Below are 15,560 nucleotides of genomic sequence, written 5' to 3'. Positions count from 1 at the left end.
GTCAGTGTTCATTGTAATGCACTGATTTTTTTTGGGGAAGAAAATGGCTATATACTGGGTAATAAGCTACATACTGCTTGTTTTTTGTTTTTTTGAACTGGCCACGATTAACCAGTTAACACAGCCCAAGACAAAGACTATCGTCACCTATTTCTTTTTTATCGGGATCACCATACTTATCCTGCTGGCAGGAATGCGTGGCCCCAACTCAGGGGTAGATGACTGGCAATATCTGGGTTTTTTCCACGATTTCTCCCGGCAAACCAGCATGGATGGATTTGCTGCGGTGGCGGACGTCTATCGCTATGAAAACGTGTTTATGCTGCTGGCCTGGGTACTGAGCTGGTTTACGCATGAAAGCTATTACTTCCTGCTGTTTATCGCCTTTATCGCTGTTTCGACTAACGCCTGGATATTTAAGAAGTATTCGCCGCTGATCCTGTGCTCGCTCTGCCTCTACTCGGCGCACCTGTTCATTAACAAGGACATGAACCAAATCCGTTTTGGCCTGTCCAGTGCGTTTGCGGTGGCCGCCATCTGCACAGCGGCGGGGCGGCGTTATTTCCTGGCGTTTGTCTTTTTGTTGTTAAGTTCGCAGTCGCAGTCCACCGGCTTTGTGACCGTGGTGGTGGCACCGTTCCTGTTTATCAGGGAGCGCAGATACTTTGGTATTATGATGGTGTTTGCCGCAATTCCGCTTGGACTGATTGGCGGTAAGAAACTGTTCCTTGACTCGCTTGGGATCGTGCCTAATCTGGGCGATCGGGCAATGGCTTACAGCGGGACTGAGTTTGATGCGGCGCTGCCGGTATTCAGTCTGGCGAATTTTAAAAATATTGCCTTCATTATTTTCTTTACTCTGGTCTATTTTCGTAAGTCATTGATTGAAGAGAAAGATCGGCTGGTCTACATTCTGTTAATTACCTATTCGGCCGGTGCGGCAATCCGTATTATATTCTCTGACTTCTCGATTCTGGGGGGCAGGGTAGGGAACCTTTTCTTACATACTGAGCCGCTGCTGCTGGCGTTTTTGATGACGCGCATCCGTAACCCCATTATTAATTTCGTTCTGCTGGCGGGGATGACGACCTATTATCTGGCCTACAACACCCTCCTTTCAGTTCAGTCGGTAAACGGTTACAGCATCTCTCCCATCTTTAAGTTTTTCTGATTCAGAGGCCAGGTTTACTGGCCTTTTTTACATTAAGCCCTTCCACGATATGCATGCAGGATCTCAGATGAACAATCAAATCGGCACAGTTGGCATTGTCATTCCTATGTACAACGCACGTGGCACCGTGCTGCGTGCGGTACAGTCGGTACTTGATCAAAGCTGGACGGACTGGCGGATATATTTGATCAACGATAAATCAACCGATGACTCACTGTCGTTTGTGCAGGAGCACTGCCGCGATCCGCGGATTACCATCCTCAGCAACGAGGTGAATCTTGGCGCGGCGGAAACACGCAATGTGGGGTTGAAAGCGGCCAACGAGAAGGTTATTGCTTTTCTGGACAGTGATGACGAATGGGAAAAAGATAAGCTGATGCTGCAGGTTCAGGCACTGGCAGCCGGTGACGATCTGGTGATTTCCCACTATGGCTACAAGTCACGCACCAAATCCTATGACGTCAGCTGGAGTAAGCCTTACCTGATGAAAGAGAGTTTTGTGAAGAAGCAGTTCCGCATCTGCTTCTCATCCGTTTGCTACCGTCGTCCGTCTCGCAACATTCTGTTCAGGAAAAAAGGTCACGAAGATTTTTTATTCCTGTATGAATTATTCGAGCAGTACAAACAGGCAAGAGTGATTGATCGTAACCTTGTCAACTATTACGAACTGAGCGATTCGCTCTCCCGTAATAAAAATAAGGCGGCCAAATGGCATCTGGAGTTATTAAGATTTATCTATAAAAACAATCCGCTAAAAGTGTATTACTATTATGCCTGGTACATGGTTAATGGGGTTCTGTTCACCTTAAAGCACAGATAATCTGCAGGCTTGAAACGTTTCAGTCTTGCAATGACAAACGCCGTACCTGTCCTGAACAGGCGCGTCTGAAGCGACGCAGGACAGGCTTTAACATTGAAGTGATTGAGGTGGCGAGTCCGCGATGAAAAAAATAGTGCTGGTGATTAAAGATGCCTATTCCTACGCCGGAACTGAAAATATTTGTAACTTCATGTCCGAGTGTCTGGGCGACGAACATGAAGTGGTGATTTACTCGCTGGAAGGCGCCGGGCAGCCTTTTTACCCTTTTGACAAGGTGAAGGCGATCGTCAGCTTCGAGGGTGAAAAAAATCCTATTCGCAGTGCTGTCCAGCGTATCAGCCAGCAGGACTTCGATGCGGTCTTTTTAATTAGCATGGGACGTCTCAGCGTCATGTTTGCGCTGTACAGCCTTCTGTCCCGGCGCAAGAAAAAAGCCAAAAGCTATGCCTGCGAACACATTGCCATAAACTCCTTCAGTAAACCCATTAAGCTGCTTAAATATCTCTTCCTGCGCTATTACGACCGCGTGATTGTCCTCACCGCAAAAGATGAAAAGGTGTTAACGCAGTGGGGCATTCCGGCCAAAACAATTCCTAATCCCGTGGTGTACAAAAATTACCAGCGTACCGCGCGTAACTATCAGGCGCTGGCGGTGGGACGGCTTGATTTTCAGAAAGGCTTCGACCTGCTGCTGGATATCTGGCGGGATTTCAGCGCCACTAACCCTCAGTGGAAGCTGGTAATTGCCGGTGACGGCGAGTTGAAAAATGAACTGATCGCGAAGGCCAATTCACTCAATATCAGCGATAGCGTCGCTTTTGTCGGTAAAGTGGCAAACATTAATGATTACTATCGTGACAGCGATATGGCGTTAATGACCTCGCGCTACGAAGGTTTGCCGCTGGTGCTGCTGGAGGCAAAATCCTGGTCACTCCCGGTGGTTGCTTACGATTGCCCAACCGGCCCACAGGAGATCATCAACAATAATGAAGACGGTTTTCTGGTCGCCATGAACGATCGTGTCGGCTTTATCGAGAAGATGAATCAGCTGGCTCACAACGACGACCTGTTTCATGCCATGAGTGAAAAAACCAAATCCACCGCCCTGAAATTTGATGGCAAGGTCATTCAACAATCCTGGCTTTCACTTATTTAGTTTAACGAATCCGATCCCCTGATTTTTTATCGCTTATGCACCGGGGCTGACGCAATTTTCCTGACAAGCGTCCGTTAGCAGGCGAGTCGGGAAGTGTGGAACACCATGCCGCACAGGCCATAATCAGGAAGGGGATCGCCTCTGGAAATCACATTTACGCCTATCGGCACAATGACTACTATGGGATTATATCAATGAAAAGAAGAGAATTAATTACCGGGTTCTCGTCGATTCTTGCAGCCCTCTCTGTGAGTTCGTTTTCCAGCCAGGCCGCCAAAAAGGACGCTTCTGTCAGTCTGACGGACGTTCAGGCGGGTGATGTACCGAAAGAGGATGTACCAATTATGACACCGGAAACGGTGTACGCCATGCCAGACCGATTCTGGGAGAATTTTAGTGGCAAACTTTATGTCGGTAAGGTTGGCACCGATCCAACTCAGCCGGGCAATCTTATCGACCTGTTTCTGCGGAATACCAGCGGTAAACTGTCAAAAATTGAGCAGCCGGTTATCCTCAACAAGGGTAATTTCCAGCATTTTATTGCCGATAATGCGGCGCTGATTGCTAATCCTGCCCACTCTATGGCGGTGGTGGATGATGGCGGCAGCGTGCTGTTCAACATCCCGGACGTCAGCAGGCCGGATGCCGCCAGTTTCAGTCAGCGCTTATCACAGCCGGCCGGCTACCAGCTGATTGGTGAAATCGCGTCGGTGAACGATCTACGCAAGACAAGACCGCTGTTTGAAGGCGCAAAAGTGAAACTCAGTAGCTGGCATGAAGGCCTTGAGGTTGGTGGCGGTGAATTTGTCGGCAGCCTGAGCAGCGGCACGGATGATGGTGGCGTTAACTTCGCGGGCGAAGGTTTCCACTGGCGTCGTGTTGTCCATGACTTTAACCGCCTGTCTCTGTTTGATTTTGGTGCCAGAGATGATGGTAAAACCGATACCGCTCCGGCTATTAAAGCCATGTATAACTGGTCAGTGAAAGCCAATCAGCCTATCTGCGTGCAGTTTCCTGCGGGTACTTTTTTTGTCAAAGGCTGTGATTTTTCTGCCGAAACCAGCCGTTTTTTCCGTGTTTCCGGTGCAATGGTCAACTTTGGCTATTTTCCTGCCACCACCATTATCTCTGATGGTCAGTCGGAGTTTATTTTCCAGGTCAATTCCCGCTGGGTTGAAATCAGCAATCTGATCGTCAATGGTCGCACGGACAAGCAGCCAAACAGCCAGGGTTTTTTCAACAACAAGTGCCCCGGTGGCCAGTTCTTCCGGGGGGCGTCCCTGCGTTTTGAAAATATGGGAGGCACTTCCCTCAACCTTATGGATACGCTGGATTGCAAGATAGATCAGTGGTACGCCAGCAAATGTACCGGTGATGTGATTAAAGCCGTCTGGTCCGGGCAGAAGAGAGGTAACTGGGATCACAGCACCGCTATTGAGCTTTCCAACTTCAATGCTCAGTATTGTACAAAAGGTATGGTGCTGAACCTGGATCGCTGCAGCCAGTCAATTATTCATAACGGCTGGATCGAGCATTCAGAGAATCCCGGCAACATTTCTAACGGACAGTGGATTATCGACGCCCTTAGCATTGAAACCTGCAAAAATCCGCTTATTGCACATAACTCGCGTCTGAACATGCGTCAGACCAATTTGCAGGCGGGCAGCTGGATCGATAACTCTCTGGCTGAAGGTGCCTGGCTCTCTGCTTATGAACGAGGGTCGACCAGAGTTGAATCTTATGGTGTCGCCGTTGATGGCAGTATGAAGTACAACTACCTGACTTCACGTTTCCGCATTATCAATAACACCAATCAGGAGAAGTGGTACGAGCTGGGCAACATTTTTACCCCTGATGTGGGTGACAGCTGGGAGATTGAAATCTTCGGTCAGGCGGCCTTCAACAACGGCACGGACAAAGCGGTGTTGCAAAAAGTAGTGGGCGGCAATACCACGGGCGGTAGAGCCATTATCAGCCTGCAACGCAAAGCCCATCGTGCTGAGGGCAGCTGGCATGCAGAAGGTGCCAGCCCGGTGGTGGATGTGATGATAGAAACACCGTATGACACCGATACGCGGGTTTACGTTAAGCTTGCAGGCTGGCTGGCTTCTGCCGGCGTACTGATGAAATCGACGGCTAAGGACCGGTTTACCACCGGTAAATGTGCGCGTTTTGACAGTAAAATGAAGGAAGCTGACCAGCCTTCCGGCGCCAACAGCCATCGCCTGGTACAGCGTTTCACGCTGCACAATGGCAAGGCGGGTATTGGTGCCAATGAGCAGGGCGATCTGCTGATGCAGTCGCGTCCGCTGAAAGCCAGTGAAGTGGATACTTCGCAGGCACAGGGATTTGTATCGATGGTAATCAACGGCCAGCAGGTCGCTGTGCCCTATTTTGCCCTGAAGAAATAACGCCGACGGGAGCAGGCCAGCGCCTGTTCCCCACCATATACAGTCTGGCAGGGTTGCGTTGTCGTTTCGGATTTAGATCGTTTTTTTAATATTCTTATTATTTGTTTATTTTTTTGCTTACCTGCGGTATAGCAGCTTCTGGAGTGTTTTATGAAGATTTTATTAGTCGGCAACCATACCTGTGGTAACCGTGGTGATGGTGCTATTTTGCGCGGCCTTATTGATTCACTGAGTCATGCCAGAAACGATCTGGAGATTGACATAATCAGTCGTTATCCGGTCAGCTCCGGGTATCTGCTTGGGCAAAATATCATGCCGGATGAGCTTTTCCTTGCGCTCAGGAAAGGAAAAAACAAGCTGGTTGATAAAGTCAAACGTCGGCTGATGCCAAAAATTATCATGGCGCACATCAGCGGTCGCGGCTGGCACAAAATGTTGCCCGTGCCGAAGTACCTCCGGGATTTTAGCGACAGGCTGCAAGCCTATGATGCGGTGATTCAGGTCGGCGGTTCATTTTTTGTGGATCTGTATGGACCGCTACAGTTTGAGCATTCAATGTGTGCCCTGCTGGCAAAAAAACCAATTTATATGGTTGGTCACAGCGTCGGGCCTTTTCAGAAAAAAAGTTTTAATGAGATTGCCAACTTTGTCTTTTCCCGCGTGGACAGCCTGATATTACGTGAAAGCGTCAGTCTTGACATGATGAAGCAGGGCGGCATTACCACTGAAAAAGTGGTTGCCGGCTCTGACACCGCTTTTCTGGTGCGCGCCCGCCAGGTTGAAGAACCCAGCCACAATCTGCTGCACTGGCAGCAGCTGATTGCCAGCAATAAAACTATCGCCATTACCGTGCGTAAGCTGGCACCTTTTGATAAACGTCTTGGGGTCACTCAGCACGAATATGAACTGGCCTTTGCCAGAGTGATCAATGCAATGATCGACAGAGGTTATCAGGTGGTGGCGCTGTCTACCTGCACCGGCATTGACAGCTACGGTAACGACGATCGCATGATCGCCATCACACTGCGTGATCATGTTAAACAGAAAGATAAGTATCATGTGGTGATGGATGAGTTTAACGATCTTGAATTGGGCGTTCTGCTGGCAGAGTCTCATCTGACCATTGGTACACGTCTGCATTCCGCCATTATTTCGATGACCTTTGGCACACCCGCCGTGGCAATAAATTATGAACACAAGTCGCTGGGGGTGATGAATCAGCTGGGTCTGCCTGATATGGCCAGCGATGTGAAAAGCCTGATGGATGGCACGATCATCAACAAAGTTAATGGTATTCTCGACAATTATGATGCGGTCAAACAGCAGGTTAATAATGCTGTTGCTGAAGAGCAGCAGCGTGGCAACCAAATTACCGCTGATGTCCTGACGACAGGTTGAACAGATGAAAATAACCTTTTTCACCATGCGTTTCCCGGTATCGTCTGAAACTTTCGTCCTCAATCAGGTGACGTATTTCATCGACCAGGGCTATGACGTGGAGATTATCTCTGTCTTTCCGGGAGATTTTGCTAACCGCCATGCCGCATTTGATCGCTATCATCTGGCAGAGAAAACGCACTATCTGTTGCCTGAGGATACTTCCTCAAATGCGGGCAAGCTTAAACAGCGCCTGAAAATAGTGTTGCCGAAGCTGTTCAGCGGCAGTACCTTGCGTTCGCTCAATATCGGGCGTTACGGGCAGCAGTCAAGCAAACTGTTGCTGCCGGCGATTGTTGCCCGCGCTAAACAGCGTTTTACCGCGGATGTGTTTCTGGTTCACTTCGGTTATGCCGGTGCGTTGGCAAATAAGTTACGTGAGCTGAATGTGCTCTGTGGCAAACAGGCAACGGTGTTTCACGGTGCCGATATTTCCCGCCGTCATATTCTTGATGAGCACAGGATGGACTACCGCAATCTGTTCAGTCAGACTGAACTGCTGTTGCCAATCAGCCACCTGTGGGAAAACAAGCTGATCGAGATGGGGTGCCCACCGGGCAAAATCCAGGTTTCACGCATGGGAATTGAGCCAGAGAAATTCAATTTTCAGCCCAGAGAAGGTCTGCATTCACCGCTGCGGATTATCTCCGTGGCGCGTCTGACCGAGAAAAAAGGCCTGGGCGTTGCTGTCGAAGCCTGCCGTTTTCTCAAAGCGCAGGGTGCCCGTTTTGAGTACACCATTATTGGCAGCGGCGAACTGGAAGGGGCGCTGCGGGACAGTATTCGGGCCGCCGATCTTGACGACTGCGTTAACATGGTTGGTTTCAAACCACAGGAAGAGATTAAACGTTATCTTGACCAGGCAGACATCTTCCTGCTGCCTTCGCTCACGGCGGCAGATGGGGATATGGAAGGTATTCCGGTTGCGCTGATGGAGGCAATGGCCGTCGGACTGCCGGTGGTGTCGAGCGATCACAGCGGTATCCCTGAGCTTGTCGAACACAATGTGTCAGGGTGGTTGGCCCCGGAGGGCGATGCGCAGGCACTGGGCGCGCTGTTATTAAAACTGGCCAACAGCGAGGTAGATATCGCGCCGGTGGTGGCAGCCGCACGCCAAAAAGTGGAAACGGAATTTAACCAGCATATTGCCTGGCGTCAGCTGGCAACGCTTCTGGAGCAATTTGCGTGAGTAGTTTTAAATCTCAGGCCATATGGCTGTTTGGTGGCACCTGTTTTTCCGCGGTATTGCAGGTCGCGCAGTTAAGCGTGCTGGCGCGCAGGCTCGAAGCGCATGAGCTGGGAATACTGGCTATCATCAATGCGATCCTCGCTGTCGCCATGGTGCTACAGGATATGGGGATGAGCAGTTATATTGTTCATCGCCAGAACATCACCCGCAGGGAACAGAGCACGATTTACTGGGTGAATGTTTTGCTCAGTTTACTGACCGGCTTATTACTTATTGCGCTGGCCTGGCCGATTGCACATTTTTATCATATTGCGCAATTAACCGGATTAATTATGCTGACCAGCCTTAACTTTTTAGTGCTGGGTTCGTTGTCTCAGTATCAGGCGCATTTTATTAAAGCGAAAAGAGTGGTGGTGCTGGCTAAAATAGAAATGGCTACCAAGCTGCTGGCTTTTTTATTTACCGTCGGTTTGCTTTATTTATCATCCCTCACCGTTTCTGCGGTCATTCTTGGTTTATTTGTCAGCGCGGCACTGCGTATTTTATCGATGATTTTTCTTGGTGAAAAATCATGGCGTCCGACGTTTGAATTTGATAAAGCGACGTTCTTCAGCTCAATACGATATGGAGTATATCAGTTAGGCTCACAGACCATTAACCAGTTACGTACTCAGGCCGATTCGCTTATTGTCGGTAAAGTAATGGGGGCGGATATGCTGGGAGTATACTCACTGGCGAAAGAGCTGGTGTTGCAGCCACTGAAACTTGTTACGCCGGTAATTAACCGCCTGGCACTTCCCCGTTTTGCCGAAAAACAGCATGAACCCAAACAGCTTCAACAGCTTTTTCTGAAAGGGACATTCATGATTATGCTGTTCAGTAGCCTGATGTATCTGGCAATTGGTATCCTTTCGCCGGTGATTGTCCGGGTGCTTTACGGCAGCGCGCATGAGGCCGTTGCTCAGCTGATCCCGCTGATGCTGTTGTTTGGCATGCTAAGACCGATGGGAGGGCTGACGGGTGCAATATCCCAGGCGAACGGACAGACCAACGTTGAGTTCTGGTGGAATGTGGTGGCGAGTATTATTGTGGTGGTGGTGCTGGCAACGACCTGGTTTTATCCAAATGTCTGGTACGTAGCGCTGACGCTTTCTCTCTCTCAGGTACTGATTTCCACCTTTGCGCATCCGTTTTTTATCAAACCGGTGATCGGTATTCGTTTTATCCCTTATGCACGCCAGTGGATTTCAGTTTCAGTGGTGTTTGTTGGAATAATCGGATTAGTCAGTTATTACAATCTGTTTGTAAGACCTGAATGGTTCAGTGGCGTTTGGTAAGCCACCGGTGATATTTAAAAGTGACCTTTTAAACAGGTCACTTTTTTTTTGTCGCTGCCAATGAGCCCGGTTTAACCGGCGCTGAAGAGGGTGAAGTAATTTGCGGACCAACGGCTACTAAATTTTCAGATTAAGATTATACTTGTTAATCATCTCTTTATTGCATAATCACTGAACATTTTTTACTTCATTTATATGGAAAAAATATGACCAAGCTTAAAGCAGTTATCCCCGTCGCGGGTCTGGGTATGCACATGCTCCCTGCTACAAAAGCCATTCCTAAAGAGATGCTGCCTGTCGTTGATAAGCCGATGATCCAGTACATCATCGATGAGTGCGTGGCAGCGGGTATCAAGGAAATTGTTCTGGTCACTCATGCATCCAAGAATGCGGTTGAAAACCATTTTGACACCTCTTATGAACTGGAAGCGCTGCTTGAAGCGCGCGTTAAACGTCAGCTGCTGAGTGAAGTCCAGTCTATTTGTCCACCTGGTGTTACCATCATGAACGTGCGCCAGCCTCAGCCGCTTGGCCTGGCAAATTCCATCCTTTGTGCCCGTCCCATGCTGCATGACGACGCTTTCGTGGTGATCCTGCCGGATGTGCTGTTGGACGACTCCACAGCCGATCCGCTGCGTTATAATCTGGCGGCGATGGTGGCCCGGTTTGAAGAAACAGGCCGCAGCCAGGTACTGGCGCATCATATGTCTGAAGCCGATTTGTCTGAATATTCGGTGATTAAGACTCAGGAACTGCTGGACAATCCCGGACAGACCAGCCAGATTGTTGATTTTGTTGAAAAACCTGAAAATGCGTCAACGTTGGGTTCGGATCTTGCCGCGGTGGGTCGCTACATTCTTTCCCCTGACATCTGGACTGAACTCGAAAATCTTGAGCCAGGCGCGTGGGGCCGCTATCAGCTGACCGATGCCATCGCCAACCTTGCCAAAAAGCAGCCGGTTGACGCGCATCTGCTCACCGGTGGCAGCTTTGACTGTGGACGCAAGCTGGGCTACATGAAAGCGTTTGTCTCCTGGGGACTGAGAAACAACGCCCAGGGCCTTGCGTTCCGTGAAGAAATTCAAAAGATACTGGCGAAATAATTATCAATCATCATGATGGCCGTACGTTGATCTGCGGCTGCGAGGAGAAAGCATGGCTATTTTAGTAACGGGTGGTGCAGGCTACATTGGTTCGCACACCGTGCTGACGCTGCTTGAACGCGGTGATGATGTGGTGGTACTGGATAATCTCAGCAATGCCTCCGCCGAGTCTGTCAACAGAGTGGAGCAGCTGACGGGCAAAAAAACGACCTTTATTGAAGGTGATATTCTCGACCGTGCCTGCCTGCGGGATCTCTTCGCACAGCACAACATAACGGCGGTGATCCATTTTGCCGGTCTGAAAGCGGTTGGTGAATCCACCCGTATGCCGCTGGAGTATTATCAAAACAATGTCACAGGGACATTAGTATTGTTGGAAGAGATGCGTGCGGCGGGCGTAAATCAGTTTATCTTCAGTTCCTCTGCGACCGTCTATGGTGCTGACGCGCCTGTTCCCTATGTTGAAACCACGCAGATTGGTGGAACAACCAGTCCTTACGGTACTTCAAAACTGATGGTTGAGTTTATCCTCCGTGATTATGCGAAGGCCAACCCCGATTTTAAAGTGATTGCATTGCGCTATTTCAACCCGGTTGGAGCACATGAGTCCGGTCAGATAGGTGAAGATCCTAACGGTATTCCCAATAACCTCTTGCCTTACATCGCACAGGTTGCGATTGGTCGGCTGGAGAAACTGGGTATTTTTGGTGATGACTATCCAACAAAGGATGGCACCGGAGTCCGCGACTATATTCACGTGATGGATTTGGCTGAAGGGCACCTGAAAGCGTTGGATCACCTGCCTGCTATCAGTGGTTATAAAGCTTATAACCTTGGGGCAGGGGAAGGCTATTCTGTACTGGAAATGGTGAAGGCGTTTGAAAAAGCCTCCGGCCGCCCAGTTGCGTATCAAATTTCGCCACGCCGTGATGGCGATCTGGCCGCGTTCTGGGCTGATGCCTCGCTGGCTGATAAAGAACTGAACTGGCGTGTGTCGCGGGGCATCGATGAGATGATGCGTGATACCTGGAACTGGCAGAGCCATAATCCAAACGGATATAAGTAATTTATTACGCACTTCCTGATTTATCCTGCGAATATCGGGCACAAAGCAAAGATGAACCCCCTGCTGAATGCAGGGGGTGTCTTTTGTAACGACGGTTGCCTGCACACCCATTGTCTCACCATAAGCACGGTCACCTGCAAGAGTGTACTTCTACTGATGCCATGCTGCGCGGTCTTAACTGGCGACTCGCCGTTACCGTTCAGTGGACGTGACACAGGGGTGCAAAGGCGTATGACGCTCAGGGCAATACGACGCAGGCGGGTCTGTTGCCCGCTGAGGTCATCGCTGATGCCGTCTTTTATGGATAAATCCAACAACATTGGTCGCATTAATTTTGCTGACATGGGATTTCTGCTCAGGTGATTGTGCTGAGCGGGACTGGTGTGCAGCGAGCCATTTCGGCATGCTCCTGGCCCGGTAAACTGGGTTGAGCAGCTGTCCTGCTGTGCGAATGTTGCTGTCAGTATGAAGCCAGTCGACGCTGATTTTTTCACTGAACCGGCTCATCCAGTTAGCGAACTGCTGTTCCTGCTGCCAGGAAAATCTTCAATGGTACTGTTAAGAATTATCCTTGTCGGCCTGCGAATTTAAGAATATCCTGGGGCGGCGCCCTGCCTGCCGGGCGCGTTTGTGCTAACCTTCCTCCAGGATTATCCTTACGCTCACTGCACCGATAATGCTTATTTTAATTAGTTTTAATAATTGCTGAATGCTAGAATCAGACAGTATGACATCGTGGCATTTTGTGACTTAAATCTGCTTAATTAACAGGTATTGTTTTGGCGTCAGGTTGTTACGGCTGCTGCATATAACCACGGGATAAAGTGTAAGTAAGGATACCTTCAATTTCAGAATGCGCTCTGAGACGCTTACTCAGGGGCGGTAGCATGCCTGAAATTTATTCTACCGACATACCGGTAATAGCCAATAATCTAAGGTTATTGTTCCAAATCACTTCTGTTTTAGAGACTTGCTATGAAGATTTTGATCACTGGTGGCGCTGGATTCATTGGTTCAGCAGTTGTAAGGCATATCATCCAGAACACGCAGGATTCCGTTATTAATGTGGATAAATTGACCTACGCGGGCAATCTTGAATCCATTAAAGACGTCAGTGACAGTGAACGTTATCAGTTTGTACAGCTGGATATTTGTGACACCAGTGGCCTTAGCAAAGTGATGAACGAATTTCAGCCAGATGCCATCATGCACCTGGCGGCTGAGAGCCACGTCGACCGCTCAATCACCGGCCCGGCTGACTTTGTTCAGACCAACGTGGTGGGAACCTATAGCCTGTTGGAAGCGACGCGTCAGTACTGGAATGCACTGAGTGATGATAAAAAGCAGGCGTTCCGCTTTCATCACATCTCAACGGATGAAGTTTACGGTGACTTGCCTCACCCTGATGAAATGACAGGTGAACTTCCGCTTTTTACCGAAACAACGCCTTACGCCCCCAGCAGTCCTTATTCTTCCACGAAAGCAGCCAGTGACCATCTGGTCAGAGCATGGGGCCGTACCTATAAGCTCCCGGTTATCATTACCAACTGCTCCAACAATTATGGCCCCTACCATTTCCCTGAAAAATTAATCCCGCTCATTATCATTAACGCGCTTGAGAAAAAGCCTCTTCCTGTCTACGGCAAAGGCGATCAGATCCGCGATTGGCTGTATGTTGAGGATCATGCACGGGCACTTTACAAGGTTGTCACTGAAGCTAAAATTGGCACTACTTATAACATCGGTGGCCACAATGAGAAGAAAAATATTGATGTGGTAAAAACCGTTTGTGCCGTACTGGATGAATTGCAGCCCACTGATGGACGTTATGCTGATTTAATTACCTACGTTAATGACCGTCCGGGACACGATCGTCGTTATGCCATTGATGCAGGTAAAATTCAGCAGGAGCTGGGTTGGAAACCCCTGGAAACCTTTGAGAGTGGTTTGCGTAAGACGGTTAAGTGGTATCTGGACAACAGCGAATGGATTGAGAACGTGAAAAGCGGTGCTTATCAAAGCTGGATTGAACAAAATTACGAGAAGCGCCACTGATGAAGATCCTTTTGCTGGGAAAAAACGGCCAGGTCGGCTGGGAGTTACAGCGGTCGCTGGCACCCCTTGGCACTCTGATTGCCCTCGATCGCCATTCGGTTGATTACTGTGGTGACTTAACTAACCCTGTTGGGATTGCCGCGACAATCGATGCAATCAAACCGGATGTTATCGTTAATGCTGCCGCTCATACCGCAGTGGACAAAGCGGAATCGGAACCGGAAATGGCGGCGGTTCTGAATACCACCGCGGTTGCTGCTATGGCTCAGGCTGCTGAAAAAGTGGGCGCTCTGCTGATCCATTATTCGACAGATTATGTATTCAATGGCGAGGGTGAAACACCGTGGTCTGAAGATGATGCCACCGCCCCGCTGAGCGTTTATGGCAAAACCAAACGCGATGGGGAAGAGGCGATTATCGCGTCATGCAGCAACTATCTTATCTTTCGTACCAGTTGGGTGTACGCCGCTAAAGGCAATAATTTTGCCAGGACGATGTTGAAGCTGGCGGCTGACAGAGATGAACTTTCGGTCATCAGCGATCAGTTTGGTGCGCCAACCGGCGCAGACCTGATTGCTGATTGCACTGCCCATGCTATCCGTCAGGCTAAAGGCCAGCCGCAGTTTTCGGGTATTTATCATCTGATTGCGAGTGGAACCACGACCTGGCATGAGTATGCGTCTTTTGTCATCAGTGCCGGGCGGGAGAAAGGACTCACCCTGAAGGTCAGTAAAATTAATGCTGTTGCCACCACAGCATTTCCTACTGCCGCCAAGCGGCCTGCTAACTCCCGTCTGGATATTACCAAGTTTCAGCAGCGTTTCGGGCTTACCCTGCCGGACTGGCGAGTTGGTGTTGAGCGTATGCTCACTGAAATCATTAGCTAAATTACTATCAGCATAGACGAATGCTGTTCAACTGGTGCAAAGCATTATGACAAAGAATAAAGGTATCATTCTCGCGGGCGGTTCGGGAACAAGACTGTACCCGGTGACAATGGCAGTCAGTAAACAGCTGCTGCCTATTTATGACAAGCCAATGATCTACTACCCATTGAGCACGCTGATGATGGCGGGTATCCGCGATATTTTAATCATCAGTACTCCGCAGGATACGCCGCGTTTTGAAAGTCTGTTGGGGGATGGTTCGCAATGGGGATTGTCCATTCAATATAAAGTGCAGCAAAGCCCGGACGGCCTGGCTCAGGCCTTTATTCTCGGTGAAGAGTTTATTGGTGAAGACCCTTGTGCACTGATCCTTGGTGACAATATTTTTTACGGCAACGATCTTAACAGTCAGCTTGAAGAAGCCTGTAAGAAAAAGCAGGGCGCAACGGTTTTTGCTTACCATGTTCAGGACCCGGAACGCTATGGCGTGGTTGAATTCGATGAGCAGGGGAAAGCCATTTCGCTGGTTGAAAAACCGACGCATCCGAAGAGTAATTACGCCGTCACCGGTCTTTATTTCTACGACAACAGCGTGGTGGAAATCGCCAAATCACTGAAACCTTCACCCCGTGGTGAGCTGGAAATCACTGATGTAAACCGTATTTATATGGAAAAAGGGTTACTCTCGGTTTCAATCATGGGCCGTGGTCACGCCTGGCTGGATACCGGAACCCACCAGAGCATGATGGAAGCCAACAATTTTATCCAGACCATCGAAACCCGCCAGGGACTGAAAGTGTGTTGCCCTGAAGAGATTGCTTTCCGCCTGCAGTTTATCGATGAGCATCAACTGCGTAACCTCGCTAAACCGCTTTGTAAAAACGAGTATGGTAAATACCTGCTGGCGCTGGCGGAAGGGAGGCTTTGA

The 15,560-nt window shown here is 49.4% G+C and carries 12 protein-coding genes; all 12 read left to right on the top strand.

Translation table 11 applies throughout. The features are described from left to right. Positions 1-43: 43 nt before the first annotated feature. Positions 44-1,171 carry an EpsG family protein gene (locus tag EB241_RS00275; protein ID WP_124231243.1) on the top strand — a complete coding sequence of 376 codons (1,128 nt, stop codon included), beginning with the start codon at positions 44-46 and terminating at the stop codon, positions 1,169-1,171. Between the two features lie 67 nt (positions 1,172-1,238). After that, positions 1,239-1,991, top strand: coding sequence for a glycosyltransferase family 2 protein (locus EB241_RS00270; RefSeq protein WP_124231242.1), 753 nt, complete (start codon positions 1,239-1,241; stop codon positions 1,989-1,991). A gap of 121 nt (positions 1,992-2,112) precedes the next feature. Next, positions 2,113-3,147: a glycosyltransferase family 4 protein gene (locus EB241_RS00265; protein WP_124231241.1), complete on the top strand. Its 1,035-nt coding sequence runs from the start codon at positions 2,113-2,115 to the stop codon at positions 3,145-3,147. 194 nt (positions 3,148-3,341) lie between these two features. Then, on the top strand, positions 3,342-5,558 hold the full coding sequence (locus tag EB241_RS00260; protein WP_124231240.1) for a phage tailspike protein: 2,217 nt from the start codon (positions 3,342-3,344) through the stop codon (positions 5,556-5,558). A 150-nt stretch (positions 5,559-5,708) separates the two neighbouring features. Next, a complete protein-coding gene (wcaK, locus tag EB241_RS00255) occupies positions 5,709-6,956 on the top strand; it encodes a colanic acid biosynthesis pyruvyl transferase WcaK (protein ID WP_124231239.1) in 1,248 nt (415 codons plus the stop codon). 4 nt (positions 6,957-6,960) lie between these two features. Continuing rightward, complete coding sequence (locus tag EB241_RS00250; protein WP_124231238.1) at positions 6,961-8,184, top strand: glycosyltransferase; 1,224 nt, start codon at positions 6,961-6,963, stop codon at positions 8,182-8,184. Then, on the top strand, positions 8,181-9,521 hold the full coding sequence (locus EB241_RS00245) for an oligosaccharide flippase family protein (protein ID WP_124231237.1): 1,341 nt from the start codon (positions 8,181-8,183) through the stop codon (positions 9,519-9,521). The genes EB241_RS00250 and EB241_RS00245 overlap by 4 nt, the downstream gene beginning before the upstream one ends. A 206-nt stretch (positions 9,522-9,727) precedes the next feature. Beyond that, entirely contained in the window at positions 9,728-10,624 is an 897-nt protein-coding gene (galF, locus tag EB241_RS00240) for a UTP--glucose-1-phosphate uridylyltransferase GalF (RefSeq protein WP_124231236.1), read from the top strand. 52 nt (positions 10,625-10,676) lie between these two features. After that, positions 10,677-11,690 carry a UDP-glucose 4-epimerase GalE gene (gene galE / locus EB241_RS00235; RefSeq protein WP_124231235.1) on the top strand — a complete coding sequence of 338 codons (1,014 nt, stop codon included), beginning with the start codon at positions 10,677-10,679 and terminating at the stop codon, positions 11,688-11,690. 975 nt (positions 11,691-12,665) lie between these two features. Beyond that, positions 12,666-13,745, top strand: coding sequence for a dTDP-glucose 4,6-dehydratase (gene rfbB / locus EB241_RS00230; protein ID WP_124231234.1), 1,080 nt, complete (start codon positions 12,666-12,668; stop codon positions 13,743-13,745). Then, entirely contained in the window at positions 13,745-14,632 is an 888-nt protein-coding gene (gene rfbD / locus EB241_RS00225; protein ID WP_124231233.1) for a dTDP-4-dehydrorhamnose reductase, read from the top strand. The genes rfbB and rfbD overlap by 1 nt, the downstream gene beginning before the upstream one ends. A 46-nt stretch (positions 14,633-14,678) precedes the next feature. Continuing rightward, the gene (gene rfbA / locus EB241_RS00220) at positions 14,679-15,560 is read left to right on the top strand and encodes a glucose-1-phosphate thymidylyltransferase RfbA (protein ID WP_124231232.1); all 882 of its coding nucleotides are present in this window, start codon (positions 14,679-14,681) and stop codon (positions 15,558-15,560) included.

Source organism: Erwinia psidii (genome assembly GCF_003846135.1).
GTDB classification, from domain to species: domain Bacteria; phylum Pseudomonadota; class Gammaproteobacteria; order Enterobacterales; family Enterobacteriaceae; genus Erwinia; species Erwinia psidii.
Note: the sequence above shows the minus strand (reverse complement) of the source record. Positions and strands in the feature narration are given on the sequence as shown.

Bases quoted from the DNA above. Each gene is read 5' to 3' on its own strand.
- EB241_RS00275 (WP_124231243.1), top strand. From the start codon at position 44: ATGGCTATATACTGGGTAATAAGCTACATACTGCTTGTTTTTTGTTTT.
- EB241_RS00270 (WP_124231242.1), top strand. From the start codon at position 1,239: ATGAACAATCAAATCGGCACAGTTGGCATTGTCATTCCTATGTACAAC.
- EB241_RS00265 (WP_124231241.1), top strand. From the start codon at position 2,113: ATGAAAAAAATAGTGCTGGTGATTAAAGATGCCTATTCCTACGCCGGA.
- EB241_RS00260 (WP_124231240.1), top strand. From the start codon at position 3,342: ATGAAAAGAAGAGAATTAATTACCGGGTTCTCGTCGATTCTTGCAGCC.
- wcaK (WP_124231239.1), top strand. From the start codon at position 5,709: ATGAAGATTTTATTAGTCGGCAACCATACCTGTGGTAACCGTGGTGAT.
- EB241_RS00250 (WP_124231238.1), top strand. From the start codon at position 6,961: ATGAAAATAACCTTTTTCACCATGCGTTTCCCGGTATCGTCTGAAACT.
- galF (WP_124231236.1), top strand. From the start codon at position 9,728: ATGACCAAGCTTAAAGCAGTTATCCCCGTCGCGGGTCTGGGTATGCAC.
- galE (WP_124231235.1), top strand. From the start codon at position 10,677: ATGGCTATTTTAGTAACGGGTGGTGCAGGCTACATTGGTTCGCACACC.
- rfbB (WP_124231234.1), top strand. From the start codon at position 12,666: ATGAAGATTTTGATCACTGGTGGCGCTGGATTCATTGGTTCAGCAGTT.
- rfbD (WP_124231233.1), top strand. From the start codon at position 13,745: ATGAAGATCCTTTTGCTGGGAAAAAACGGCCAGGTCGGCTGGGAGTTA.
- rfbA (WP_124231232.1), top strand. From the start codon at position 14,679: ATGACAAAGAATAAAGGTATCATTCTCGCGGGCGGTTCGGGAACAAGA.